Below are 25,912 nucleotides of genomic sequence, written 5' to 3'. Positions count from 1 at the left end.
ACCGTAGGGGGATTTTTCGGACTTCGGGGTGGGTCAGGACGGCGCCTTCGAGGTCAAGAACGCAACAACCATGTCGCCGAGCATTGTTCGAAGATGCTCACGATGCGTCGAGTCGGTCAGATCGCGGTCGAAGAGCGCTTTGAAGGTGTAACGATTGGCGATACGAAAGACGCAGTAACTGCTGATCAACATGTGAATATCGAGAGCATCTACGTCGGAGCGGAATGCTCCCGACTGCTGTCCGTCGTGGAGGATCTGCGAGACCAGGTCGGCGGCGGGGGCGCCGAGACCGCTGAGTAGCTCGGATTTCTCGATGTGCTCACCGCGGAGCATGTTCTCGTTGGCTACCAGCCGAATGAAGTTCGGGTGTTGTTCGTGGTGGTCGAAGGTGAGTTCGGCCAAGGCGCGGACCGCTGCGGTGGGGTTCAACCCCTCGAGGTCGAGTTCGCGTTCCTGTGCGCGAATGACGCTGTACGCATGCTCGAGGACGGACTTGTACAGCCCTTCCTTGTCGGTGAAGTAGTAGTAGATCATGCGCTTGGTGGTGTGAGTCTTGGTTGCGATCTCGTCCACTCGGGCGCCGGCAAAGCCTTTGTCGGCAAACTCCTCGGTGGCGACGGCGATGATGTTCACCCTGGTCAGATCGCTGTTTCGGCGTCGTTTCTCCGGCTTCGACACCACGGAGTTCACTGACTGCTCGGAAACCATGTGCTCACTCTATCTGTCAGCAGTTTGTCGACTTTGCTTGTCGAGTCCGCGTCGGGGGAGTAACGTCCAGTGAACTAACTCACTAGTTCGTACATTAGTTTCGAGCGTCAACCCCGAGGTGCCCCTGATGACTTCATCTCTACCGGTTCTGGTCCTCAACGGGCCCAACTTGAATTTGTTGGGCCAGCGCCAACCGGAGTTCTACGGGAGAGACACGCTGGACGACGTGGTTTCCCGCTGTGTAGCGGCGGCCGAGAAGTTCGGGGCGATGGTCGAGGCAAAGCAGTCGAACCACGAGGGCCAACTGATCGATTGGATCCACGAGGCCAGGGGAAACGTTGCGGGCATCGTCATCAATCCCGGTGGGTACTCGCACACCTCCATTGCGTTGAGTGACGCTCTGGTCACACTCGATGCCCCTGTCGTGGAGGTGCACATCAGCAACATCCATGGCCGCGAAGAATTCCGTCACCACTCCTACGTGTCCGGGATCGCCGACGCTGTCATCTGCGGATTGGGAATCGACGGTTACAGCGCCGCAGTCGAATTCGTCTGCGTCCGAGAAGGGAAGAACTGATGAGTGATTCGATCCTCTGCGGTCTGATCGGCACCGGCATCGGAGCCTCCTTGACTCCGATCATGCACGAGGAGGAAGGGCGCAGACAGGGCCTGCCGTACGTTTACCGCATCCTCGATCTCGATGCGATGGGGATGGCGCCGTCGGACATCGGTGAACTTCTCACCTATGCACGACGTTTCGGGTTCCGCGGCCTCAACATCACTCACCCTTGCAAGCAGTTGGTGATCGAGCACCTCGACGAGCTCTCGCCGGATGCGAGCCGGCTCGGAGCGGTGAACACGGTCCTCTTCGACTCCGGCAAGGCGATCGGACACAACACCGATTGGTCGGGCTTCGGCCGAAATTTCGACGACGGACTTCCCGGAGCACAGCTCGATCGTGTCGTGCAGCTCGGTGCCGGCGGAGCTGGTGCGGCGGTTGCCTATGCCGCGCTCAACCGTGGCGTCGGGACACTGACGTTGGTCGATTCGAGCCTGCCTCGCGCGCAGGAACTTGCACAAACCTTCGCGCAGCAGTTTCCGGCGCAGGTTGTCGAGGCGCGGCACACGAGCGACCTCGCCGAAGTGCTCGGCAAGGCAAACGGATTGATCCACGCGACGCCGATGGGAATGGCGGCTCATCCCGGAATGGCATTCTCGCCAGATCTGCTTCGCCCTGATCTGTGGGTGGCCGAAATCGTCTACCGTCCACTCGAAACCGAACTGTTGCGTCAGGCAAGGTTGATCGGAGCCCCGACGCTCAGCGGAGGCGGAATGACTGTCTTCCAGGCCGTCGACGCGTTCCGGATCTTCACGGGCATCGAGCCCGACAGTAAGCGCATGCTCGCGCACATGACGGAACTCGTACGCGGCGAACAGACTGCGGCAGCGCTGTGAGTGCCCCGGTCCGGACGTCGATCGCGACGGTATCGCTCAGTGGCACTCTCGAGGAGAAGCTCGACGCCATCGCTGCTGCCGGCTTCGACGGCTTCGAGGTGTTCGAGCCGGATTTTGTTGCTTCGCCGTGGTCCCCGAAGGAATTACGAACGAGGGCTGCGGATCTGGGCTTGACCCTCGATCTGTATCAGCCGTTCCGTGACTTCGACACGGTGGACGAGGCCCAATTTGCTCGGAATCTTGTTCGAGTGCAACGCAAATTCGAGCTCATGGATCAACTGGGGTGCGAGACGCTCCTGGTGTGCTCCTCGCCCCTGCCGACCGCAAGTCACGATGACGGTCAGTTGACAGAGCAATTCGGAGCTCTCGCCGAACTGGCGTCCGAGCACGGCAAGAAGGTTGCCTATGAGGCGCTCGCGTGGGGTGCCCACGTCAACACGTACGGCCATGCGTGGCAGATCGTCGAGGGCGTCGACCATCCTTCGCTCGGTACCTGTCTGGACAGCTTTCACATCCTCTCGCGCGGTGACGATCCCGCCGGAATTCGCGAGATTCCCGGCGAGAAGATCTTCTTCCTCCAGTTGGCGGACGCTCCGTTCTTGGCGATGGACATCCTCCAGTGGAGCCGGCATCACCGAAACTTCCCGGGGCAGGGCAGCTTCGATCTCAATGCGTTCGCTCAGCATGTCTACGCCACTGGTTACGACGGACCGTGGTCGCTCGAGATTTTCAACGACGTATTCCGCCGCGCCGACACCCAGCGGACGGCAATCGACGCTCATCGGTCGCTCCTGCATCTGGAAGAACAGGTCGCCGCCACGAACCCTGCCGCCGGTGGACCCACGCTGTTCACCGCCCCGGAGCGCACGCCGCTCGAAGGAATCGTGTCTCTGCGAATCGCGGCGGGTCCGGCGAAACAGGACCAGGTGCACTCGATGCTCTCCCGCGTCGGTTTTCATCTTGTCGGACGGCACCACGATCACGATTTGCAGTTGTGGCGGCACGGACCGCTCACCGTTGCCGTGGATGCGACTGCGGGCACGGTGTGGACGGCGCCCGGGCTGCCTGCGGATCTACCGGTTCTCACTCAGATCGGCATCCGGGCAACCGAACCCGAGGTGTGGGGAGAGCGCGCTCTGGCTCTCGAAGTGCCGGCGACGCGCGTGCAGTTGCCGGGGTCGAGCGACGAGAACTCCGAGGTACCGGACGTCGTACGCCTGAAGGTCACCGATGCGACATCGATCGACCTTCGTGGCCCCGGCAGCGCTGCAGCGTGGGAATCGGCATTCGAGATCTACCCGCTGCCCGCCGAGCGCAATCGTGAACAGGGCGCAGTGTTCACCGGGATCGACCACGTGGCACTGGCGGTTCCGGCCGAGAGCTGGGACGGCATCATGCTGCTCCTGCGGTCCGTGTTCGAGATGCAACCACACGAGGGGCAGGACGTCACCGATTCTGTCGGCCTCATGCGAAGCCAGGCGCTCACGCTCGTTCAAGGCGGTGACGGACATACCCTGCGCATCTCGCTGAACATGGTGGAGGGAAGTCGAAGTGGGCTGCCGACGGTCCGTCGCGGCGGCGTCAGCCACGTCGCCTTCGCGTGTGAGAACATCTTCGGTGCCGCTGCGTCCATGCAGGACTGGGGATTTGCTCCGCTACCCATTTCCCCGAACTACTACGACGATCTGGACGCGCGTTTCGGACTGAATCCGGAACTGCTCGACCGGATGCGCAGCACCGGAATTCTTTACGACGCGGACGCTCACGGCGAGTTCTTCCACCTGTTCACCCCGACCGTCGGGGGAGACCTGTTCTTCGAGGTCGTGCAGCGGGTGGGTGGATACGAGGGCTACGGGGAAGTCAACTCCGCTGTGCGACTGTCGGCTCAGTTGCGTGCGAGTTCGACGTGACCTCGACTCGGTGCGGGTGCGAGTAGACGTTCATCGAATCGCCGCGGATGAAACCGGCGAGAGTCAGCCCGGACTCCTGCGCTAGTTCCACGGCCAGCGACGACGGCGCGGAGACAGCACCGAGGATCGGAATGCCGGCCATGACGGCCTTCTGGACGAGTTCGAACGACGCCCGCCCGCTGACGATCAAGATCGTGTCGTAGAGGGGCACTCGGCCGTCGGTGATGGCCCAACCGATCACCTTGTCGACGGCGTTGTGACGGCCGACATCCTCGCGCAGTGCCAGGAGTTCGCCGGTGGCGGTGAACAATCCGGCCGCGTGCAGGCCACCGGTGCGCTCGAAGATCCGTTGGCTCTCCCGCAGTGTGACCGGCATGGCCGACAGGATGGTCGAGGTGACGGAAGTCGTGTCACCGACCAGCGGATGTCGCGTCGTGGTTCGGACGGCGTCGAGCGAGGTCTTGCCGCACACGCCACACGCGGAACTGACGACGGTGTTCCGATCGGTGGTGTGGTCGGGCAACGGCACTCCGGGAGCGAGAGCGATGTCGAGGACGTTGTACGTGTTCGCACCGGATTCGTCGACGCCGTCGCAGTAGCGGACGACGCTCACGTCGTCGCGGGTGGCGACGACACCTTCGCTGAGAAGGAATCCGTGCACGAGGTCGACGTCGTTGCCGGGGGTCCGCATCGTCACTGCCAGCACCTGACCGCCCACTCTCATTTCGAGTGGTTCCTCGACGGCCAGCGTGTCGGGGCGCGTGACGACCCGATCACCCGAGATTCGAACGACCGGTGTTCGTGCGGTGACTCGTCCCATCTCAGGCGCCCGATGCTTCGAGTCGAACGGTGACGGCCTTCGACACCGGCGTGTTCGACTTGGCCGCAACGTGTTCGAGGGGAACGAGCGGATTTGTCTCCGGGTAGTACGCCGCAGCATTGCCGCGCGGGGTGTCGTAGGAGACGATGCGGAATTCCGTGACCCGACGCTCTTCGAGTGTGCCGTCGGGTGTTGTCCACTCGGACACGATGTCGACGAGATCGCCGTCACGGAATCCGAGCGCGGTGATGTCTTCGGCGTTGACGAGGATGACTTTGCGTCCGCCCTTGATGCCGCGGTATCTGTCGTCGAGGCCGTAGATCGTGGTGTTGTACTGGTCGTGGCTGCGCATCGTCTGCAGAATCAGGCGCCCACTCGGAGTGGGTATCCAGTGCAGGTCGTTCACGCCGAAGTTGGCTTTGCCGGTGTGCGTGCGGAACTCACGCGAGTCACGCGGCGGGTGGGGGAGTTGGAATCCGTCTGGCTCTCGAACGCGGGAGTTGTAGTTTTCGCAGCCTGGCACTACCCGTGAGATGGAATCGCGGATCAGGTCGTAGTTGCCCTCGAAGGCCGACCAGCGGACGGAGTGATCGTTGCCGAGTAGTTCGCGGGCGAGTTGGCAGATGATGGCGACTTCGCTACGCAGGTAGGGGCTGACCGGTGTGAGGCGTCCGCGCGACAGGTGCACCATGGACATCGAATCCTCCACGGAGACAAGCTGCTTTCCGCCGGCTTGGACGTCGAGGTCGGTGCGTCCGAGGGTGGGGAGGATGATCGCGGTCTGCCCGTGGACCACGTGACTGCGGTTCAGCTTGGTGGACACCTGCACGGTGAGTTCGCATTGACGCAACGCTGTTTCGGTCGCTGCGGTGTCCGGGCTTGCCTGGATGAAGTTGCCGCCCATCGCCATGAAGAAGCTTGCCTTGCCTGCGTTCATGGCGCGGATCGCGTCGACGGTGTCCCATCCGTGCTTGCGGGGACTCGAGATCGAGAACTCGGTGTCGAGCGCGGCCAGGAACTCTTCCGGCATCTTTTCCCAGATGCCCATCGTGCGGTCACCCTGGACATTGGAGTGTCCTCGCACCGGACAAACGCCGGCACCGGGTTTGCCCATCATTCCACGCATGAGCAGCAGGTTGACTGCTTCTTCGATGGTGGCGACTCCGTGTGTGTGCTGAGTGATCCCCATGGCCCAGCAGGTGACGGTTCGCTCGGATCGGGCAAGTGCGGCCGCCGTTTCCTCGAGCTGTGCCATCGACAGACCCGTTGCCTCGAGTACCGTCTCGAGATCGACCGCGCGGATGTGCTTCTCGTATTCGTCCCAACCGGCGCAGTACCGGTCGACGAAGGCACGGTCGACGACCGTCCCGGGAGCGCGATCTTCCTGCGCGAGCAGCAGCTTCCCCAGGCCTTGGAACAGCGCCATGTCGCCGCCCAGTCTGATCTGCAGGAACTCGTCCGCGATGTCGACTCCGTGCCCGATCACGCCGGACACCTTCTGTGGATCCTTGAACCTGCGCAATCCCGCCTCGGGCAGAGGATTGATGGCAATGATCTTGGCGCCGTTGCTCTTTGCCTTCTCGAGTGTGGAGAGCATTCGAGGGTGGTTGGTGCCGGGGTTCTGTCCGGCGATGAGGATGAGATCGGCGTTCTCGAGGTCGGGAACCGTCACCGAGCCTTTGCCGATGCCGATGGATTCGGTCAGTGCGCTTCCGGACGACTCGTGACACATGTTGGAACAGTCGGGCATGTTGTTGGTGCCGTAGCTGCGAATCATCAACTGGTAGAGAAACGCGGCTTCGTTGGACGTGCGACCGGAGGTGTAGAACACCGCTTCGTCCGGCGATGCGAGGCCGTTCAGATGTTCGGCGATCAGTGCGTACGCGCCGTCCCAGTCGATCGGCCGGTAATGGGTTGCTCCCGGCGTCAGGACCATCGGGTGCGTCAGTCGCCCCTGCTGTCCGAGCCAGTAGTCGGTCTTGCCATCGAGATCGGCGATCGAGTGCTCCGCGAAGAATTCGGGTGTGACGGTGCGAAGCGTTGCTTCCTCGGCAACAGCCTTCGCTCCGTTCTCGCAGAATTCGGCGGGCTTGCGATGTCCGGGAGTCTCCGGCCACGCACACCCCGGGCAGTCGAAGCCGTGGCGTTGGTTGAGTCTGGTGAGCGTTCGGGCGGTCCGCAAGGCTCCCATCTGCTCGATTCCTCGTTGCAGCGACACCAGAACGGCCGGAACTCCGGCGGCGTAGTCCTTGGGGTGCGTGACTTCGAGATCCGATTCGTCGATGTCCTTCGAGGGGCCCTGGCGCGTCATGTCTCCATAGTGGCCCGAACGGCGCGGTACTGCCATCGAATGGGCCGGTCGAACTAGCCGGAATGAAGCTTTCATCGGCTAGCCTTACCTACCGAACCAGCAGACTTTAAGGGGTAGGAACATGGATCGAACGGACGCAGGTCGGCTGACCCGGCGCGGATTTCTGATCGGCACGTCGGGAGCGTTGCTGGCATTCGCCGCAGCCTGCTCCAGTTCGAACGACGAGGACACACCTCCCAGCGGTGACTCTGCGGAATCGATCACCCACAAGTTCGGGGCTACGGAGTTGCCCAAGGATCCGCAGCGGATCGTCAGTGTCGGATACAACGATCAAGATGCGATCCTGGCGCTCGGTGGGACCTTGGTCGGAACCTTCGACTGGTACGGCGATTACCCCTACGGCGTGTGGCCCTGGGCGCAGCCGCTGCTGAACGGGGCGACTCCCGAGATCATCGGAACCGCGGGCACCACCATTCAGATGGAGAAGGTCGCTGCCACGACACCCGACCTGATTGTCGGCACCTACTCCGGGCTCACTCAGGCGCAATACGACAAACTCAGTGCCATTGCACCGACGGTGGCGCAGCCCAAGGAGTTCGCGGATTACGGAATCCCCTGGCAGAACCAGACGACCATCATCGGCGAAGCGTTGGGGCAGCAGGGTAAGGCCACCGAGCTGATCGCCGGCGTCGACCAGAAGTTTGCCGACGTGAAGACGGCCAATCCGGCGTTTGCCGGCAAGACCGTTCTGGTCGGCGCGTTGAAGGGGCCGGGGCAGTTCGGGGTCTACGGACCGGAAGACCCGAAGGTGCGGTTCTTCACCGAACTCGGATTCGTGAATCCGCCTGTCACCGATCAGATCACGGGTAACTTCGCCGAGATCAGCACCGAGCAACTCTCGCTCGCGGACGTCGACGTACTCGTCTGGTACGCCGGTGGCGGCTACGGCGACAAGCTTCGCGCGGAGCTGGACAAGACCCCGATCTACCAGGAACTCGACGTCGTGAAGGACGGCCGCGCGATCATTCTGGAAGACGCTGCTGCCGAAGCCATGACGTGGAGCACCGTACTGAGCTTGCCGTACGCGCTCGAACAGATTCCGCCGCGGATTGCGGGCTTGCTCGTCTGATCGGTTCAAGGACAGCGCTGTTCAAAGTCCAGTGATTCGGACAGTCGGCGGTACTCTCGCCTCATGGGTGTACACGTACGGCCGGCTGTCCGATCCGATATTCCGGCACTGTCGGCAGTGTTGGCCGAGGCGTTCGAAGATGATCCCTTGATGGCGTGGATGTTGCCGGACGAGGCCACCAGGGCTGATCGCCTGACGAAACTGTTTGCCGCAGAAGCTCGTTACCACCACCTCGCCGGGGGCGGCGTCGAGGTGGCCACCGACGACAACGGCCTGATCGGCGGGGCAACGCTGTGGGATCCGCCGGGGCGGTGGAAGCAGTCGTGGATTTCCGGGCTCGTGAGCCTGCCCGCAATGGTGCGTGTCTTCGGCAGGGGGCTACGACACGCGGCCGAGGTCAGCTCCGTTCTCGAAGGAGCACACCCGAATTCGCCGCACTGGTATCTCGCGACCGTCGGGACCGGCAGCGCGGCGCGCGGTGGGGGATACGGCAAAGCGCTACTGAACTCTCGGTTGGAGCGTTGTGACCGTGAACATGTCGACGCTTACCTCGAGAGCAGCAAGGAATCGAACATCCCGTACTACAACCGCTTCGGTTTCGAAGTGACCCGTGACATCGTCATGCCAGGCGGCGGGCCGACGATCTACGCAATGATGCGTCAACCGCGGGGCGCGTGATACGAACTAGTGGTGACCCAGATTCCCGAGCTCCACGCAGGCACACCGTTCGACGAACTCGACGACTACATCGCTCTGGCCAGGTTGTCCGGCCTGGTGTTGTCACCTGACGGCTCGCTGCTGATCTGCGCGCGCGCCGTTCTCGACGACAAGAGCGCCGAATACGTGTCCTCGTTGTGGGAGATCGACCCGGAAGGCCGGCGTCCTGCGCGTCGGTTGACCTGGGGTTCGACCAGCGAGTCCGGTGCTGCCTTCGCGTTCGACGGCGACGTGCTCTTCACTGCCACGCGAGCCGTGCCGGGCGAGAGTGATCCGCAACCAGCACTCTGGCGCCTACCAGCGGCGGGCGGAGAAGCTCAGCTGCTGATCTCGCGTCCCGGTGGTATCTCGTCGGTATCAGCGGCGAAGGCGGCGCCGACGTTCGTGGCCCAGACGTCGGTCATGGCTTCGGCGATCAGCCTCGACCAGGACGATCAGGTGCGATCGGCGCGCAAGGACAAGAAAGTCACGGCGATGCTGCACACCGGTTATCCGGTGCGCCACTGGGACCACGACCTGGGCCCCGATCATCCGCATCTGGTTGTGGCCGAGACGGATTCGAAGGAATCCGTCGAGTTGCGGGACATCACACCGACGGCAGGCGCAGCGCTGCGGGAGACGTCGACCACGATTTCCGACGACGGTCTCTTCGTCGTGACCACGTGGACTGTCGGCGATGCGAGTGCCGCCCGCCGATCGACGTTGGTTCGGATCGACACGGTGACCGGTGACCGAGTCACGCTTGTCGACGAGGCCGACGCGGACGTCTACAACCCGGTGCTCTCGCCGGACGGAACCAAGCTCGCGTTCATCCGGGAGACACTCACCACACCGGAGTCCGCACCACGAATGACTCTGCAGCTCTACGACTTCGGATCCGGTGCCGTGACCGGCGTCGCCGACGGCTGGGATCGCTGGCCTACCTCACTTGCCTGGCTACCCGACGGATCCGGGCTGGTCGTCACCGCTGACGACGGCGGCCGCGGTCCGATCTTCACCATCGACCTGTGGGGCCAACCAGTGCGCCTGACAGCCGACGACGCGGCGTACACCGACCTTCGAGTGGCGCCGGACGGTGAGTCGATCTACGCGTTGCGAGCCTCGTACGAAGCGCCCCCGCACGTGGTGCGGGTCGATCTGCGATCAGGTGAGATCACCGCACTTCGTGGGCCCGACACTTTGCCGGAGCTGCCGGGAACACTGACCGAGATCACCGCGCGTGCCGAGGACGGTTCGACGGTGCGTAGCTGGTTGGCGCTGCCGACGGGCGCCGCGCCGCATGCACCGGTGCCATTGCTTCTCTGGGTCCACGGCGGCCCACTCGGTTCGTGGAACACCTGGTCCTGGCGGTGGAATCCGTGGCTGCTCGTCGCCAAGGGCTATGCAGTACTGCTACCAGATCCCGCGCTCTCGACCGGATACGGCCAGGACTTCGTCCAGCGGGGGTGGGGTCAGTGGGGCAAGGCGCCCTTCACCGATCTGATGGCGATCACCGATGCTGCTGTCGCCCAGCCCGAGATCGACCCCAAGCGAACCGGCGCGATGGGTGGTTCGTTCGGTGGTTACATGGCCAACTGGATTGCCGGACATACCAACCGTTTCGACGCCATCGTCACCCACGCGAGTCTGTGGGCACTCGATCAATTCGGCCCGACGACGGACGCTGCCTGGTACTGGCAGCGCGAGATGTCGCCTGAGATGGCCGTCGAGAATTCGCCGCATCTGTACGTCGCGGACATCACGACTCCGATGCTGGTCATCCATGGCGACAAGGACTACCGGGTTCCGATCGGTGAGGGCTTGCGACTCTGGTACGAACTGCTTGCCGAGTCAGGTCTGCCCGCCGACGACGACGGGAAAACGGACCATCGCTTCCTCTACTTCCCCGACGAGAATCATTGGGTGCTCAAGCCGCAGCACACCAAGATCTGGTACGAGGTGGTCACCGCGTTCCTCTCCGAGCACGTTCTCGGCGAAGATGTCGCGCTACCGGAGATTCTGGGCTGAACCCGCGCGTGCCTCGTTCGGATGAAACACCGAACGAGGCACGAGCGTCTTCGCGTGGATCCGGACCGGAATCAGGCGCCGGGGCAACGAACGGTGTACGACCACTCGGTGTGGTCAGGGCCCGTGACGCGAACCAGAACGGACGACGCCCCACCGGCGGGCACGTTGACGACAGCTGAACCAGTTCCCTCGTTGATGTTGTCGCCGATGTATCCGGTGCTGTGGATCAACCGACCTTCGTAGTACACCTCGATCAGGTCCGGGACGTTTTCGGTCTCGTAGCCGAGCACGAACGAGGTCGGGCCACCGCGGCCGAGTTCGTGCTTGGTGCTGGTGATTCCTGCGCCGCCCGAGACGGTCGAGGCGTCGCAGCGCTGCGTGGGCGCAAACGATCCGCCGCCGCCGCTGCCGCTGGCCAGGCCACTGAGAATGTCCCTGACGTTGCCACTGGCCAGGCCGTTGACGATGTCCGTCGCGCTGGTCGAGCCGGCGTTCAGGCCGCCGAGGACGTCGTTGAGGTTCCCGGTGGCGATCCCGCCGACGATGTCACCCACGCTGCCGCTGGCGATGCCGTTTGCGATGTCGTTCCCGATATCGCCGACGCTTCCGTTGATCGTGGCGCTGCCACTGTCGATGCTTCCTTGCACACTTTCTTCGATGCCGGGGGCAGCGGACGCAGTCGCCGGAAGCACGAGGGCAACCGCCGCTCCGATCGTCGCGGCCGCCGCCAAGGTTCGAACGCCGGGACGGCGAGAACTCCAGTTGTTCAACATATTTGCTCCACGGGTAGTTGGTCGGTCGTCCTTCAGAGCGATCCTGTCAGCCGAGCGGATCGGTGAATATCGTTTGTTCGGCTGACCCCGGACCGCGGGGCAGTCGTTCGTGTGCGCCGCGGCGGCCGACGGGCGAATTCGTTCACGACGGGGGAGTCATTAGGATCAAGTGGTGACCAGTGCAGCTCCAGAGAACCCCCAGACCCCCGCCGACGCCCTACCCAAGAGCTGGGACCCCAGCGCGGTAGAGGCCGATCTGTATCAAGGCTGGGTAGACGCCGGGTACTTCCAGGCCGACGCGACCAGCGACAAGCCCGGCTACTCCATCGTGCTGCCGCCCCCGAACGTCACCGGCAGCCTGCACATGGGCCATGCCCTGGATCACACCCTCATGGACGTGCTCAGCCGTCGCAAGCGGATGCAGGGCTACGAGGTGCTGTGGCTGCCAGGCATGGACCACGCCGGTATCGCCACGCAGTCCGTCGTCGAGAAGCAACTCGCTGCCGACGGAAAGACCAAGGAAGATTTCGGCCGCGAGCTGTTCATCGACAAGGTCTGGGACTGGAAGCGCGAATCCGGTGGAACCATCGGTGGCCAGATGCGGCGCATCGGTGACGGCGTCGACTGGAGTCGTGATCGTTTCACGATGGACGAGGGCCTCTCCCGCGCCGTCCAGACCGTCTTCAAGCGCATGTTCGACGAGGGCCTGATCTACCGCGCCGAGCGTCTCGTGAACTGGTCGCCGGTGCTGCAGACCGCGATCTCCGACATCGAGGTGAAGTTCGAGGACGTCGAGGGTGAGCTGGTTTCCCTGCGCTACGGCTCGCTCGACGACAACGAGCCGCACGTCATCGTCGCGACCACTCGCGTCGAGACAATGCTCGGTGACACCGCAGTAGCGGTCCATCCCGAGGACGAGCGCTACAAGCACCTCATCGGCACCACTCTCGATCATCCGTTCACCGGGCGTCAGATCCCGATCATCGCCGACGACTACGTCGACCCCGAGTTCGGAACCGGCGCTGTGAAGATCACGCCGGCTCACGATCCCAACGACTTCGAGATGGGCCTGCGGCACAACCTGCCGATGCCCACAGTCATGGACAAGACCGGCAAGATTGCCGACACCGGAACCGAATTCGACGGAATGGACCGCTTCGAGGCTCGCGTCAAGGTTCGCGAAGCTCTCGCCGAGCAGGGACGCGTCGTCGCCGAGAAGCGCCCGTACCTGCACAGCGTCGGGCACTCCGAGCGCAGTGGCGAGGCCATCGAGCCTCGTCTCTCGTTGCAGTGGTGGGTCAAGGTCGAGACGCTCGCCAAGGCTGCGGGTGACGCGGTTCGCAACGGGGACACCGTCATTCACCCGGCGAGCCAGGAGCCACGCTGGTTCGACTGGGTCGACAACATGCATGACTGGTGCATTTCCCGTCAACTCTGGTGGGGTCACCGCATTCCGGTCTGGTACGGCCCCGAGGGTGAAGTTGCGTGCTTCGGTCCTGACGAAACGGCGCCGGAAGGCTGGGTCCAGGATCCCGACGTCCTCGATACCTGGTTCTCCTCCGGACTGTGGCCCTTCTCGACGATGGGCTGGCCGGACAACACACCCGAACTCGAAAAGTTCTATCCCACCAGTGTTCTCGTCACCGGCTACGACATCCTGTTCTTCTGGGTCGCCCGCATGATGATGTTCGGCACTTACGTGTCCGAGGACGAGTCGATCACCGCCGGTCCGGGTAAGTCCGGCGCGCAGATGCCGTTCAAGGACGTGTTCCTGCACGGACTGGTCCGCGATCAGTACGGCAAGAAGATGTCGAAGTCTCGCGGCAACGGTATCGACCCACTCGACTGGGTCGATCGTTTCGGCGCCGACGCCCTGCGATTCACACTTGCACGCGGCGCCAACCCGGGCAGCGACCTGTCCGTCGGTGAGGATTCGGCGCAGTCCTCGCGCAACTTCGCGACCAAGTTGTTCAACGCGACCAAGTTCGCTCTGATGAACGGCGCTGCTCCCGCGCCGCTGCCCGCTCGAAGCGAACTGACCGACGCCGATCGTTGGATCCTCGACCGTCTCGACACGGTCCAGGCCGAGGCGGACGCCGCATTCGATCGCTACGAGTTCAGCAAGGCGTGCGAAGGCCTGTTCCACTTCGCGTGGGACGAGGTCTGTGACTGGTACCTCGAACTCGCCAAGGTGCAGTTCGCCGCCGACGAGGCCGTCGCCGCGAACACCCGCGCCGTGCTCGGCAACGTTCTCGATGCACTGCTCCGCCTCCTGCACCCGGTCATTCCGTTCGTGACCGAAACCCTGTGGAAGGTGCTCACCGGCGGCGAGTCCGTGGTCGTCGCCGAATGGCCCGTGTTGTCCGGTGAGGCAGTCGACGCCCAGGCCGCAACCAGGATCGAAGACACGCAGAAGCTGATCACCGAGGTGCGACGATTCCGAAACGATCAGGGACTCAAGCCTTCCCAGAAGGTCCCGGCTCGTGCGTCCGGGCTCTCGGAGGCCGGCATGGACGGCCAGTTCGCCTACGTGGCGGCGCTGGCCAAGCTGACCGAACCCGAAGAGGGATTCACCGCGTCGATCTCCGTCGAGGTGCGCCTGAGCCAGGGCACCGTCACTGTCGACATCGACACCTCGGGCACCATCGACCTCGGCGCGGAGAAGAAGCGGCTCGAAAAGGACCTCGCGGCAGCGCAGAAGGAGCTCGTCACCGCTGACAACAAGCTGGCGAACGAGGCCTTCCTGGCGAAGGCGCCCGACGCCGTCGTCGACAAGATCAAGACACGTCGCCAGATCGCCGTCGAAGAGATCGAGCGCATCACGGGACGTCTGAAGGAGTTGGCCGACAAGTGAGTTCGTACGAACCGTCCCAATTCGACGCTCAGAGTTCGGTTCCGACTCCGGTCGACATCGCCGAACTGGCGCTGGTGGAAGCAGAACTCGACAAGCGTTGGCCCGAGACCAAGATCGAGCCGTCACTGACTCGTATCGAGGCGCTCATGGATGTCCTGGGCTCGCCTCAGCACAACTATCCGTCGGTGCACGTCACGGGAACCAACGGTAAGACGTCGGTAACGCGCATGATCGATTCGTTGATGACGGCTCTGCATCGTCGCACCGGGCGAACCACCAGCCCTCATCTGCAGATCGCGACCGAGCGGATCAGCATCGACGGTCATCCGATCTCGCCGCGGCTCTACGTGGACACGTTCCGCGAGATCGAGCCGTACGTGCAGATGATCGACGCACAGTCGGAGGAAGCCGGGGGACCGGCGATGAGCAAGTTCGAAGTGCTCACCGCCATGGCCTATGCGGCCTTCGCGGAGGCGCCGGTCGACGTCGCCGTGGTCGAGGTCGGCCTCGGCGGACGCTGGGACGCCACCAACGTGATCGACGGGCAGGTTGCGGTGATCACCCCGATCAGCCTCGATCACGCCGAGTACCTGGGCACCGACCTGGCCGGGATCGCGGAGGAGAAGGCCGGGATCATCAAGAAGGGCCGCGAGGACCTGGTTCCGGTGGACACCGTCGCGATCATCGCCGAGCAGACTCCCGAAGTCATGGAGGTATTGCTGCGGCGTGCTGTCGAGGTGGAGGCCGCGGTCGCTCGTGAAGGCTCGGAGTTCAAGGTGCTTGCTCGCCAGATCGCGGTGGGCGGACAGCAGCTCGAACTTCAAGGCTTGAGCGGTGTGTACACCGACATCTTCCTCCCCCTTCACGGTGAGCATCAGGCGCGCAACGCCGCGCTCGCGCTCGCTGCCGTAGAAGCGTTCTTCGGTGCCGGTCCGGATCGACAACTGGATCAGGATGCAATCCGCAACGGGTTCGCCTCGGTCGTCAATCCCGGTCGCCTCGAACGTGTTCGGAGTGCGCCGACGGTCTTTCTCGACGCCGCCCACAATCCAGACGGTGCTCGCGCTCTCGCGGCCGCACTGTCCGCCGAGTTCGACTTCCGCAAGCTCGTGGGAGTGGTCAGCGTCATGGCGGACAAGGACGTCGACGCCATCTTGACTGCATTCGAATCCGTCTTCGACGAGATCGTCGTCACCCACAACGGGTCACCCCGGGCGATGGACGTCGAAGAACTGGCGAACATCGCCGTCGCGAAGTTCGGCGACGAGCGCGTCGTCGTTGCGCCGGTGCTTGCCGACGCCTTGGAAGTCGCGATCGAAATCGCCGAGCAGGTCGCCGAACCCGGTGAGGCCGTATCAGGGGCGGGTGTGGTGGTGACGGGATCCGTCGTGACCGCAGGCGCCGCCCGCACGCTGTTCGGAAAGGACCCCGCGTGAGTACCCCGTCAGATGCCAATCCCGAGTCCGGAGACCACGAGCCCGGAGACACTGCCGGCGAGTTCGGGCCGCCGACCAAGGACCCGTGGAAAAGCTTCCGCGGAGTGATGGCCGGAACCCTGATCCTCGAGGCGATCGTCGTGCTGCTGGCTTTGCCGGTTGTCGCGGTCGTCGGCGGAGGCCTCACCGCGGCCTCCGCGGGATTCATCATCGGGTTGGCGGTACTGATGATTCTGGGTGCGGGCATCCAGGGCAAGCCGTGGGCGATGGGGTTCAACGTCGCGCTGCAGGTGATTCTTCTGTTCGGTTTCTTCGTCCACCCGTCGATCGCCGGTGTGGCGATCACCTTCGGGATCGTCTGGGGATACCTCGTCTACCTGCAGAGAGACATCAAGCGCCGGATGGACAAGGGCCTGCTTCCCGGTCAGCGGGACTGACCATTTAGGCTGTCCGCTGTGACTGAGCGCACCCTCGTACTTATCAAGCCCGACGCCGTTGCCCGTGGATACGTAGGAGAAATCCTCAGCCGTATCGAGCGCAAAGGCCTGACAATTGCAGCACTCGACCTCCGCGTAGCTTCCGAAGAGGTGGCTGGTAGCCACTACGCAGAACACGCCGAGCGTCCGTTCTACCCGAGCTTGTTGGAGTTCATCACCTCCGGTCCGCTGGTGGCCGCAGTGCTCGAAGGCCCCCGAGCCATCGCTGCTTTCCGTCAGTTGGCCGGCGGAACCGACCCGGTCGACAAGGCTCTTCCGGGTACGATCCGCGGCGACTTCGGACTCGAAGCGCAGCAGAACCTCGTTCACGGCAGCGACTCCGTGGAGTCGGCAGAGCGTGAAATCGCTCTGTGGTTCCCCGCGCTGTCGTCCATCTGAATCTCCGATCGGGCCTCTGGCCCACATGAACGGGCCTTCGGCCCACATCTCCACAGCGAATTCTCGGCACGTATCCCACATCGGTGCGCCCTTTGCAGTTGCAGGCGCGTTGGTGTGGGATACTGCTTTCAGTTGAACCGCAATTTGTTTTACGCACGTTCAACCGGATGACACCTAGGTTCGATGCCCTTTCATCGCTGCTCCAGGTCAACAGGAAATCCCTGGACCTCTGCACGCTGGATGATCAGGCGCTCGCGCACAGGACAACGGCCATCCAGCCAGGCACTTCATGTGCTCGCAGTGAATAACGGGCATTGCGGACCATGCGGAGCGAGACCTTACAATCTCGTACTCACTTCTGAGTGCGAGTACACACAGCACGCTCCCGCGTGGCCGCGTGACAACTCGACTTCTGGGTTGGACGCGCCCGGGGGCTGAGGAGACTTACGTGGCCGATCAATCCCCAACCGAATCAGATTCCAGCACCACCCCGGAATTTCCCGACAAGATGCGCGTACACGCGCTGGCGAAGTTGCTCGGCGTCACCAGCAAGCAGGTCCTTGCCGAAGCCGCAGCGCTCGGTACCGAATTGCGCAGCGCGCAGTCGAGTCTCCACCGTGACGTCGCTCAGCGGATTCATGCCTCGTTGACTTCCGCGGCCGAGGCCATCGAGCCCGTCGTCGCCGAGCTCGACACCCTCATCGACCCGGTTGTCGAGGCGCCGGTTGCCGAGGAGCCTGCTGCAGAAGCTCCCGTGGAGGCTGCTCCTGTTGCAGAGGCTCCGGCCGAGAAGCCTGTCAGGGCTCGTCGCACTCGCAAAAAGGTCGTCGTCGAAGAACCTGCAGCAGAAGAAACAGTGGATCCGGCTGTCGCCGAGATCAGCGCTGGACTCGACGCCGCAGCTGCGCTGCAGAGCAAGGAAGCCGAGCAGTCCGATCTGTTCACTTCCTTCGAGGCACCGCAGACCCATCAGCCCGAGGTGGCTCCCGCCGCGCCGCAGGTCCCGCTGTTCCTGCAGCCGGATCTCGAAGCCGCCGAGGTAGCTCCGCGTCGCCGTCGCGCACGCCGCGAGCCTGCTGCACCGGCGGTCGTCGAAGAGAAGCAGACAACCGCGGAAGCCGAAACCGTCGTTCCCGAGGCAGCGCCGGTTGCAGTTCCTGCCGTCGAAGAGCCGGCTGTGACCGCACCGCAAACCGAGGGCGAGAGCGCCGAGTCCGAGGACGAGGACGACGATCAGCCGCGTCGCCGTCGTCGTGGACGCCGTGGACGTGGACGTGGTCGCGGTGAACAGGGTGGCGAGCAGGGTTCGGACGAAGAGTCGGATACCGCTACCGAATCGGAGCAGGAATCTGCCCCTGCGGCAGTCGAGAAGCAAACCGACGACGCTGCCGGCGAAGAATCCGGTGATAAGTCCGAGTCCACCGCTGATGCGGATTCCGAGAATGCCGACGATTCCGATCTCGATGCCGACGGATCGAGCCGCCGTCGCCGCCGTCGTCGTCGTCGCAAGACCGGCACCGACGGCGCCACCGACGCGACTGCGACGTCCGAGGACGATCCGCCGAACACCGTCGTTCACGAGCGCGAGCCGCGCAACAAGACCCGCGTCAAGGACGAGGTCCAGGGCATCAGTGGTTCGACACGTCTGGAAGCGAAGCGTCAGCGTCGCCGCGACGGTCGTGACGCCGGCCGACGTCGCCCACCGATCCTGACCGAGTCGGAGTTCCTCGCGCGTCGTGAGGCCGTCGATCGCGTCATGGTCGTGCGCGATCGGGCAGACAGCGGTCAGCCGCATGCGACTACACAGGTAGCAGTCCTCGAAGACGGAGTGCTGGTCGAGCACTTCGTCACCAACTCGGCGTCCGCGTCGATGGTCGGCAACGTGTACCTCGGACGTGTCCAGAACGTGCTCCCCAGCATGGAAGCTGCGTTCATCGACATCGGACGTGGCCGCAACGGTGTTCTCTACGCCGGTGAGGTCAACTGGGAGGCTGCTGGTCTCGGTGGCAACTCGCGCAAGATCGAGCAGGCTCTCAAGCCTGGCGATCAGGTGCTCGTTCAGGTCAGCAAGGATCCGGTCGGCCACAAGGGTGCTCGACTGACGACACAGATTTCGCTTGCCGGTCGTTTCCTCGTCTACGTGCCCGGTGGTACGTCCACGGGTATCAGCCGCAAGCTTCCGGACACCGAGCGCAAGCGTCTCAAGGAAATCTTGCGCGACATCGTGCCCGCCGACGCGGGCGTGATCATTCGCACGGCGTCCGAGGGCGTCAGCGAAGAAGAGTTGGCGCGCGACGTGACTCGTCTGCAGGCTCAGTGGGCCGGCATCGAGGAGCAGGCTGCGGCTGCGGACACCGGTAAGTCCGGCAACCCGCAGGCGCTGTACGAAGAGCCTGACATGCTGGTCAAGGTCATTCGTGATCTGTTCAACGAGGACTTCTCCAAGCTGGTCATCGAGGGCGAGAAGGCGCACACGACGGTCGAGAACTACATCAACTCCGTTGCGCCCGACCTGCTTCCGCGGCTCGAGAAGTACACGCCGAACAACGGTATCGACGTCTTCGCGGCTCGCCGTATCGACGAGCAGTTGGCCAAGGCACTCGATCGCAAGGTGTGGCTGCCGTCCGGCGGCACCCTGGTGATCGACCGCACCGAGGCCATGACCGTCGTCGACGTCAACACCGGCAAGTTCACCGGAGCCGGCGGAAACCTCGAAGAGACCGTCACCCGTAACAACCTCGAAGCGGCCGAGGAGATCGTTCGCCAGATGCGCCTGCGGGACATCGGCGGAATGATCGTCGTCGACTTCATCGACATGGTTCTCGAATCGAACCGGGACCTGGTCCTGCGTCGGCTCACCGAATGCCTGGGTCGCGATCGCACGCGCCATCAGGTGTCGGAGGTCACGTCACTCGGGCTCGTGCAGATGACGCGCAAGAAGTTGGGCACCGGATTGGTCGAGGCCTTCTCGACCACCTGTGAGCACTGCCACGGCCGCGGCATCATCGTCCATTCCGAGCCCGTCGAGGTGAAGTCCTCGGACGACGGAGGATCGCGTTCGGGCTCGCAGCGCAGTGATTCCGGTACCTCGCGCAAGAACAAGCGTGGCCGCGGAGACAAGTCGGCTTCGACCGAGTCCAACGGACAGGAAGCTCCGGCGCCAGAGGTTCCGGCCGTCGACGCGACGGTCAAGCGGGCTCATCCGGTGGCATTGGCGATGGCCTCGCATCACCACGACGACGACGAGACCGTCGCGGCCGACTCGACCGAGTCTGATTCCGCCGGTGTGTCTTCGGGGGACGATGCATCCAAAAGTGCCGATCGGCAACAAGATCGGCCGATCGATACTCCTGCTGCTGCTGAGCGCCATGACGTTCCTGTTGTGGACTCTGCTGCGGAAGAAGTATCCGCAGTGGACAACGAGTCGGCCGCAGCTTCGACCGAAGCAGCTCCGCGCGGTCGTCGGCGTAGTCGCCGGGCGTCGCGGGCAGCGTCGGCACCGGTTGCCGAGGCAGCTCCCGAGGTGGGCACGGTCTTCGTGATTCCGACTCCGGAACCCGTGGTGGACGCGGTCGCGGAAAACGTTCCGGCTCCGGCCACCGAAGTTCCGGCCGAGGAAGAAGTTGTCGTCGTCAAGAGACCCCGTCGCAGGCGTGCAGCAGCACGTCCCGCAGGTCCTCCGGTAGACGGAGAGTAAGAACTACTGGCTTTCGGTCGGTTGGATGACTTCGCGATGAGCGAGGACATCCAACCGCTATCCGAAGTTTCAGCTGGTAGAAGCAGTACAGAGTAGTAAGCACCACCCCTCGGCGGGGCGGTTTGACCCTGACGGTTGCTTTCCCGTAACCTTGGAGGGTCGCCACCCGGCGGTAGAGATTCCGTGTGCCTAGAGTGCGCGTGAATGTCCCGGTACGTCAGTGCCGAGCCGAGGTGACATAAACCAGACCAGTCGCGATGCATTTGAAGCCTCAGGCAGCAGCGCGAGCAAGTTCGAAGAAGCAAGGGGTAGCCCTCCGATGGCAACGTACGCGATCGTCAAGACCGGCGGAAAGCAGTACAAGGTCGCTGTTGGTGACCTCGTCAAGGTCGAGAAGATCGAGGGTGAGCCCGGCACTGCTGTCTCGCTTGCTCCCGTTCTCGTGGTCGACGGATCTGACCTGACCACCGACGCGGCCAAGCTGGCCAAGGTCGCAGTCACCAGTGAGATCGTCGAGCACACCAAGGGCCCGAAGATCCGCATCCACAAGTTCAAGAACAAGACCGGTTACCACAAGCGTCAGGGCCACAGGCAGCCGATCACGGTGCTCAAGGTCACGGGCATCAAGTAACCAGTTCTTTCTAGCTAATTTCACCCGAGGAGGGTCAATAGCATGGCACATAAGAAGGGTGCATCCAGCTCCCGTAACGGTCGCGATTCAAACGCCCAGCGCCTCGGCGTGAAGCGCTTCGGCGGCCAGTCGGTCAGCGCAGGCGAAATCCTGGTTCGCCAGCGCGGCACGCACTTCCACCCCGGCGTCAACGTCGGCCGTGGCGGCGACGACACCCTGTTCGCTCTCGCTGCCGGCGCAGTCGAGTTCGGCCAGAAGCGTGGACGCAAGACCGTGAACATCGTTCCGGCCGTTGTTGCGGCTGAGGTCTAGTCTTTCTCGCTAGTTGTGCGTCATCGGTTCTACTTCGGTAAGCCGGTTCTGCTTTCGGTAAGAGAGTGACGCGTTCCAAGCTCCCGATAGGGGCGGACCAGGGTTGAAATAACCCGGTCCGCCCCTATCGTTTGTTTAAGCAGTACCCGTTTTGCCCCGAGCAACCCTGCTCACCAGAAGTTCAGCTCATCGCGTGAGACCCGCAATTGACTGAGGAAGGATCCGGCAGTCATGTCCCGATTCATTGACCGTGTTGTGCTGCACGTCAGCGCTGGAAAAGGCGGCAATGGTTGCGCCTCCGTACACCGCGAGAAGTTCAAACCGCTCGGCGGTCCGGACGGTGCCAACGGAGGTCGCGGTGGCGACGTCATCCTCGTGGTCGACGAGAACATCCACACCCTCCTCGACTTTCACTTCCATCCCAACGCGAAGGCGACCAACGGCAAGCAGGGCGCCGGCAGTAACCGCGAGGGTGCAAACGGTGAAGACCTCATCCTCAAGGTTCCGGATGGAACTGTGGTTCTCGATACCGACGGCAACGTGCTTGCCGACCTCGTGGGAGTCGGTTCACGCTTCGACGCCGCTCAGGGCGGCCGCGGCGGACTCGGCAACGCAGCACTCGCCTCGAAAGCCCGCAAAGCTCCCGGTTTCGCACTCCTCGGTGAGGACGGTGTCGAGCGTGACCTGGTTCTCGAACTCAAGTCGGTAGCCGACGTCGGTCTGCTCGGATTCCCCTCCGCCGGTAAGTCTTCGCTTGTGTCCGTTCTCTCTGCGGCCAAGCCGAAGATCGCCGACTACCCCTTCACCACTCTGGTCCCCAACCTCGGCGTCGTCTCGAGCGGCGACACCACCTTCACCGTCGCCGACGTGCCCGGGCTGATCCCCGGTGCCAGCGAAGGCCGCGGTTTGGGCCTGGACTTCCTGCGCCACATCGAACGCTGCGCCGTATTGGCGCACGTGATCGACTGCGCCACCCTCGATCCGGGACGTGACCCGATCTCCGACATCGACGCCCTGGAAGCAGAGCTGGCTGCGTACACGCCTGCGCTCTCCGGCGATTCGGGACTCGGTGACCTCGACAAGCGCCCGCGCGTCGTCATCCTCAACAAGACCGACGTTCCCGAGGCCGCCGAATTGGCCGAAATGGTCACGCCTGAGATCGAAGCTCGCGGATGGCCGGTCTTCACCATCTCGGCGGTGAGCCGAGAAGGATTGCGACCGTTGACATTCGCGTTGGCGAAGATGGTCCGCGACTACCGCGAAGCTCATCCGAAGCCCGAGCCGAAGCGCCAGGTCATTCGCCCGGTCAAGGTCAAGGATTCCAGCTTCACCATCGAGAAGGATCCCGATATTCCCGGTGGGTTCGTCGTCCGAGGCACCCGCCCGGAGCGGTGGATTCGTCAGACCGCCTTCGACAACGACGAGGCCGTTGGTTACCTCGCCGACCGTCTTGCTCGATTGGGCGTCGAGGACGCATTGGTCAAGAAGGGCGCTCAGCCAGGAGCTTCCGTCACCATCGGTGACGTCAGCTTCGAGTGGGAGCCGATGACGCCGGCCGGTATCGATCTGACCCGCACGGGCCGTGGAACCGACCCGCGTCTCGATCAGGTGGAGCGCATCGGCGCCGACGAGCGCAAGCACGCGCGTCGTGTCCGCCGCGGCTTGCTCGACGAAGACGCCTGACTCACGCGATTTCAGGACGAAAACCGAAGAGAGGGAACGGGACTGTGCTCGGGTCCACCAGGGAGTCGATAGCGTCGGCTCACAGTATCGTCGTGAAGATCGGGTCGTCTGCGCTCACCAGTCTGGTGGCGGGACTCGATACTCACCGACTCGATCTGTTGGCCGATGCCATCGAGGCTCGCATGCGTGCGGGTTCCGATGTCGTCGTCGTCTCGTCCGGTGCCGTCGGCGCCGGACTGGCGCCGCTGGGACTGACCAAGCGGCCTCGCGATCTCGCGACCAAGCAGGCTGCGGCCAGCGTCGGTCAGTTGGCTCTGGCTCACGCGTGGGGTACGTCGTTCGCCCGTTACGGCCGTACCGTCGGGCAGGTTCTACTCACGGCTGACGACATCGCTCGACGGACGCAGCACCGCAACGCCCAACGGACACTCGATCGTCTACGGGCATTGCACGCGGTGGCGATCGTGAACGAGAACGACACCGTTGCCACCACCGAACTTCGATTCGGTGACAACGATCGGCTGGCTGCTCTGGTTGCTCATCTGGTCGGCGCCGACGCGTTGATCCTGTTGTCGGATGTGGACGGACTGTACGACGGGGATCCCCGAAAGGGCGATGCCACACTGATTCCCGAGGTCAACAGTCCCGAGGATCTCGACGGTGTGGTTGCCGGTTCGGGTGGCGCCCTCGGTACCGGAGGCATGGCGTCGAAGCTCTCAGCAGCACGCCTGGCCGCTGATTCCGGCGTGCCAGTTCTGCTCGCGGCAGCATCGGACGCTGCGCAGGCACTCAGTGGTGCCGATGTCGGAACGGCATTTGCGCCCCGGCCGACGCGATTGTCGGCCCGCCGATTCTGGGTTCGTCACGCCGCTGACACATCGGGTGACCTCCACCTCGACGAAGGCGCCGTCCGCGCGGTCGTGTCCAAGCGTCGAAGCCTTCTGTCCGCTGGCATCGTCGGTGTATCCGGTGACTTCCACGCCGGCGACGTCGTGTCCCTGATGGGGCCGGGGGAGAAGCCCGTCGCCCGGGGTGTCGTTGCGTTCGACGCTGCGGAGATCGAGGAGATCCTGGGGCGCTCCACCACCGATCTACCGGCCGACATGCAGCGTCCTGTGGTTCACGCGGACGACTTGGTGGCGCTGTAGCTTTCGTGTTCAACGAGGGCGGAAAGTGCTTCAGCGCAACCGACTTCGAGCTTGAGGTCGGCGAATTCGTCGCCGCGAGTCGTGCCTCGATTGACGATGGCGATCGGCTTCCCGGTCTTGGCGGCATGCCGGACGAAACGTAGGCCGGACATCACGGTCAACGACGACCCGGCTACCAACAGTGCGTCGGATTGGTCGACGAGGCTGTACGCACGGGCGACGCGTTCCTTGGGGACGGATTCGCCGAAGTAGACGATGTCCGGTTTGAGTAAGCCACCGCACACGGCGCAATCCACGACGCGAAAGTGTGCGGTGGATTCGATCACGGCATCTGCGTCGGGTGCGATTTCGACTCCTGTTGCAGCAGCGACTGTTTCGGCGAATCCAGGATTGGCTTCTTCCAGCCTCTCCGCGAGAGTGGTGCGGGAGATCAGCCGCTGGCAGCTCAGGCATCGAACCTGCGCGTAGGTGCCGTGGAGGTCGATGACGTTTCGCGCGCCGGCCTTGGTGTGCAGGAGGTCGACGTTCTGGGTGATCACGCCGACGGCTCGCCCTGTTCGTTCCAGTGCCGCGACGGCCCGGTGGCCCTGGTTGGGGCGGGAGCTGTCCATGTATCGCCAGCCGATGTGGTTGCGCGCCCAGTAGTGCCGCCGAAACGCCGGATCGCCGATGAACTGTTGGAACGTCATCGGATTGCGCGGGGGTGAATCAGGTCCGCGGTAGTCCGGGATTCCGGAGTCGGTGGAGATGCCGGCGCCCGTCAGAACTGCCAGGCGACGGCCGGCCAGGAGCTCGGGGAGGGCGTCGAGGCGGCTGTTGTCGGTAGGCACCGTTCCAGGATAGGCGCGTGTGCGGGACGGAGGCGCGGAGGAAGTCCGAAATGTTCAATAGAACACGTGTGCGATCGCCAATACTCGTACACATGAACACAGTGAACCCGATCCCTGCTGGTTACCGCACGATCACTCCCTACCTTGCGGTGCCGGACGGCCATGCCGCACTCGACTACTACAAACGAGCACTTGGAGCTGGGATAGTCGATGCGATGAACGCACCTGACGGCTCCCTCATGCATGCGGAGATCCGGATCGGCGATTCGATGCTGCAGCTTTCGCAGGAGATGCCGGACTTCGGTCTCAAATCACCGCAGGACGGCTGGGTGCATTCGTCGATCGTCGTCTACACCGAGGACACGGACGAGTTTGTCGCTCGGGCAGTCGCCGAGGGAGGCACGCTGGTCACGGCTGTGGCCGATACATTTTCGGGCGACCGGCATGGAGTGTTTCTCGATCCGTTCGGCCACAGGTGGGCAGTATGCACGAAGGTCGAGGATGTACCTGCCGAAGAGGTCGCTCGCCGGGCGCGGGCGCTCTTCTTTCCGGAGACGCAGTCGCCACAGTAATTTGTGGCAACCGTGGACCGAGCATTCGAGCTTCGGCGGCGTGC

At 63.6% G+C, this 25,912-nt stretch carries 21 protein-coding genes; 16 read left to right on the top strand and 5 right to left on the bottom strand.

Features of this window, described 5'->3' with window-relative positions:
- Positions 1 to 33 precede the first annotated feature (33 nt).
- Entirely contained in the window at positions 34 to 708 is a 675-nt protein-coding gene (locus RA302_RS18285) for a TetR family transcriptional regulator (RefSeq protein WP_019749082.1), read from the bottom strand.
- A 127-nt stretch (positions 709 to 835) separates the two neighbouring features.
- On the opposite strand from RA302_RS18285, the gene aroQ reads away from it, so the two are divergent.
- From aroQ to RA302_RS18270, 3 genes are read left to right on the top strand one after another with little or no spacing between them, the layout of a single operon-like run.
- Entirely contained in the window at positions 836 to 1,285 is a 450-nt protein-coding gene (gene aroQ / locus RA302_RS18280) for a type II 3-dehydroquinate dehydratase (RefSeq protein WP_030536644.1), read from the top strand.
- Positions 1,285 to 2,163, top strand: coding sequence for a shikimate dehydrogenase (locus tag RA302_RS18275; RefSeq protein ID WP_030536643.1), 879 nt, complete (start codon positions 1,285 to 1,287; stop codon positions 2,161 to 2,163). The genes aroQ and RA302_RS18275 overlap by 1 nt, the downstream gene beginning before the upstream one ends.
- Positions 2,160 to 4,073: a TIM barrel protein gene (locus RA302_RS18270; RefSeq protein ID WP_338477416.1), complete on the top strand. Its 1,914-nt coding sequence runs from the start codon at positions 2,160 to 2,162 to the stop codon at positions 4,071 to 4,073. The genes RA302_RS18275 and RA302_RS18270 overlap by 4 nt, the downstream gene beginning before the upstream one ends.
- On the opposite strand, the gene fdhD is transcribed toward RA302_RS18270, so the two are convergent.
- The gene (fdhD, locus tag RA302_RS18265; protein ID WP_030536641.1) at positions 4,024 to 4,893 is read right to left on the bottom strand and encodes a formate dehydrogenase accessory sulfurtransferase FdhD; all 870 of its coding nucleotides are present in this window, start codon (positions 4,891 to 4,893) and stop codon (positions 4,024 to 4,026) included. The two genes, RA302_RS18270 and fdhD, sit on opposite strands and share 50 nt — an antisense overlap.
- A 1-nt stretch (position 4,894) precedes the next feature.
- Positions 4,895 to 7,204: an FdhF/YdeP family oxidoreductase gene (locus tag RA302_RS18260; protein ID WP_338477413.1), complete on the bottom strand. Its 2,310-nt coding sequence runs from the start codon at positions 7,202 to 7,204 to the stop codon at positions 4,895 to 4,897.
- 121 nt (positions 7,205 to 7,325) lie between these two features.
- Between RA302_RS18260 and RA302_RS18255 the strand changes: the two genes are divergently transcribed.
- The 3 genes from RA302_RS18255 to RA302_RS18245 all read left to right on the top strand — a co-directional run bounded on the left by RA302_RS18255 (position 7,326) and on the right by RA302_RS18245 (position 11,057).
- The gene (locus RA302_RS18255; protein ID WP_030536639.1) at positions 7,326 to 8,333 is read left to right on the top strand and encodes an iron-siderophore ABC transporter substrate-binding protein; all 1,008 of its coding nucleotides are present in this window, start codon (positions 7,326 to 7,328) and stop codon (positions 8,331 to 8,333) included.
- 63 nt (positions 8,334 to 8,396) lie between these two features.
- Positions 8,397 to 9,011, top strand: coding sequence for a GNAT family N-acetyltransferase (locus RA302_RS18250; RefSeq protein ID WP_030536638.1), 615 nt, complete (start codon positions 8,397 to 8,399; stop codon positions 9,009 to 9,011).
- Positions 9,012 to 9,023: 12 nt separating this feature from the next.
- Positions 9,024 to 11,057, top strand: coding sequence for a S9 family peptidase (locus RA302_RS18245; protein ID WP_070161379.1), 2,034 nt, complete (start codon positions 9,024 to 9,026; stop codon positions 11,055 to 11,057).
- Positions 11,058 to 11,128: 71 nt separating this feature from the next.
- Here RA302_RS18245 and RA302_RS18240 read toward each other — a convergent pair whose 3' ends face one another.
- Complete coding sequence (locus tag RA302_RS18240) at positions 11,129 to 11,830, bottom strand: hypothetical protein (RefSeq protein WP_019749074.1); 702 nt, start codon at positions 11,828 to 11,830, stop codon at positions 11,129 to 11,131.
- A gap of 172 nt (positions 11,831 to 12,002) precedes the next feature.
- Here RA302_RS18240 and RA302_RS18235 point away from each other — a divergent pair, with 172 nt between their 5' ends.
- The 9 genes from RA302_RS18235 (at position 12,003) to proB (ending at position 24,466) form a co-directional block, all read left to right on the top strand.
- Entirely contained in the window at positions 12,003 to 14,684 is a 2,682-nt protein-coding gene (locus RA302_RS18235; RefSeq protein WP_070161377.1) for a valine--tRNA ligase, read from the top strand.
- The gene (locus tag RA302_RS18230; protein ID WP_030536635.1) at positions 14,681 to 16,120 is read left to right on the top strand and encodes a folylpolyglutamate synthase/dihydrofolate synthase family protein; all 1,440 of its coding nucleotides are present in this window, start codon (positions 14,681 to 14,683) and stop codon (positions 16,118 to 16,120) included. The genes RA302_RS18235 and RA302_RS18230 overlap by 4 nt, the downstream gene beginning before the upstream one ends.
- Complete coding sequence (locus RA302_RS18225) at positions 16,117 to 16,557, top strand: DUF4233 domain-containing protein (protein ID WP_003944448.1); 441 nt, start codon at positions 16,117 to 16,119, stop codon at positions 16,555 to 16,557. Before RA302_RS18230 ends, RA302_RS18225 begins: the two co-directional genes overlap by 4 nt.
- A gap of 18 nt (positions 16,558 to 16,575) precedes the next feature.
- Positions 16,576 to 16,995, top strand: coding sequence for a nucleoside-diphosphate kinase (gene ndk, locus RA302_RS18220; protein ID WP_003944527.1), 420 nt, complete (start codon positions 16,576 to 16,578; stop codon positions 16,993 to 16,995).
- A gap of 448 nt (positions 16,996 to 17,443) precedes the next feature.
- Positions 17,444 to 20,692, top strand: coding sequence for a translation initiation factor IF-2 N-terminal domain-containing protein (locus RA302_RS18215; RefSeq protein ID WP_070161365.1), 3,249 nt, complete (start codon positions 17,444 to 17,446; stop codon positions 20,690 to 20,692).
- A 319-nt stretch (positions 20,693 to 21,011) separates the two neighbouring features.
- Complete coding sequence (gene rplU, locus RA302_RS18210; RefSeq protein ID WP_003944533.1) at positions 21,012 to 21,323, top strand: 50S ribosomal protein L21; 312 nt, start codon at positions 21,012 to 21,014, stop codon at positions 21,321 to 21,323.
- Between the two features lie 42 nt (positions 21,324 to 21,365).
- Positions 21,366 to 21,635 (top strand): 50S ribosomal protein L27, encoded by a 270-nt coding sequence (gene rpmA / locus RA302_RS18205; protein ID WP_003944532.1) that lies wholly within the window; start codon positions 21,366 to 21,368, stop codon positions 21,633 to 21,635.
- A gap of 231 nt (positions 21,636 to 21,866) precedes the next feature.
- Positions 21,867 to 23,318, top strand: coding sequence for a GTPase ObgE (gene obgE, locus RA302_RS18200; protein WP_003944579.1), 1,452 nt, complete (start codon positions 21,867 to 21,869; stop codon positions 23,316 to 23,318).
- Between the two features lie 44 nt (positions 23,319 to 23,362).
- On the top strand, positions 23,363 to 24,466 hold the full coding sequence (gene proB / locus RA302_RS18195) for a glutamate 5-kinase (RefSeq protein WP_003944552.1): 1,104 nt from the start codon (positions 23,363 to 23,365) through the stop codon (positions 24,464 to 24,466).
- Here the strand turns inward: proB and RA302_RS18190 are convergent.
- Positions 24,439 to 25,296 (bottom strand): NAD-dependent protein deacetylase, encoded by an 858-nt coding sequence (locus RA302_RS18190; RefSeq protein WP_042450219.1) that lies wholly within the window; start codon positions 25,294 to 25,296, stop codon positions 24,439 to 24,441. The genes proB and RA302_RS18190 overlap by 28 nt on opposite strands.
- A gap of 50 nt (positions 25,297 to 25,346) precedes the next feature.
- Between RA302_RS18190 and RA302_RS18185 the strand changes: the two genes are divergently transcribed.
- Positions 25,347 to 25,868, top strand: a complete 522-nt coding sequence (locus tag RA302_RS18185) for a VOC family protein (protein WP_083291576.1) — start codon at positions 25,347 to 25,349, stop codon at positions 25,866 to 25,868.
- Positions 25,869 to 25,912 lie beyond the last annotated feature (44 nt).

The organism is Rhodococcus sp. DN22 (genome assembly GCF_036669995.1).
GTDB lineage: Bacteria > Actinomycetota > Actinomycetes > Mycobacteriales > Mycobacteriaceae > Rhodococcus_F > Rhodococcus_F erythropolis.
The sequence above is the reverse complement of the archived record's forward strand: the minus strand, read 5'-3'. Positions and strand labels throughout refer to the sequence as shown.

Excerpts from the sequence above, each read along its gene's own strand:
- RA302_RS18285 (WP_019749082.1), bottom strand. The coding sequence starts at position 708 with ATGGTTTCCGAGCAGTCAGTGAACTCCGTGGTGTCGAAGCCGGAGAAA.
- aroQ (WP_030536644.1), top strand. The coding sequence starts at position 836 with ATGACTTCATCTCTACCGGTTCTGGTCCTCAACGGGCCCAACTTGAAT.
- RA302_RS18275 (WP_030536643.1), top strand. The coding sequence starts at position 1,285 with ATGAGTGATTCGATCCTCTGCGGTCTGATCGGCACCGGCATCGGAGCC.
- fdhD (WP_030536641.1), bottom strand. The coding sequence starts at position 4,893 with ATGGGACGAGTCACCGCACGAACACCGGTCGTTCGAATCTCGGGTGAT.
- RA302_RS18260 (WP_338477413.1), bottom strand. The coding sequence starts at position 7,204 with ATGACGCGCCAGGGCCCCTCGAAGGACATCGACGAATCGGATCTCGAA.
- RA302_RS18255 (WP_030536639.1), top strand. The coding sequence starts at position 7,326 with ATGGATCGAACGGACGCAGGTCGGCTGACCCGGCGCGGATTTCTGATC.
- RA302_RS18250 (WP_030536638.1), top strand. The coding sequence starts at position 8,397 with ATGGGTGTACACGTACGGCCGGCTGTCCGATCCGATATTCCGGCACTG.
- RA302_RS18240 (WP_019749074.1), bottom strand. The coding sequence starts at position 11,830 with ATGTTGAACAACTGGAGTTCTCGCCGTCCCGGCGTTCGAACCTTGGCG.
- rplU (WP_003944533.1), top strand. The coding sequence starts at position 21,012 with ATGGCAACGTACGCGATCGTCAAGACCGGCGGAAAGCAGTACAAGGTC.
- rpmA (WP_003944532.1), top strand. The coding sequence starts at position 21,366 with ATGGCACATAAGAAGGGTGCATCCAGCTCCCGTAACGGTCGCGATTCA.
- obgE (WP_003944579.1), top strand. The coding sequence starts at position 21,867 with ATGTCCCGATTCATTGACCGTGTTGTGCTGCACGTCAGCGCTGGAAAA.
- RA302_RS18185 (WP_083291576.1), top strand. The coding sequence starts at position 25,347 with ATGTTCAATAGAACACGTGTGCGATCGCCAATACTCGTACACATGAAC.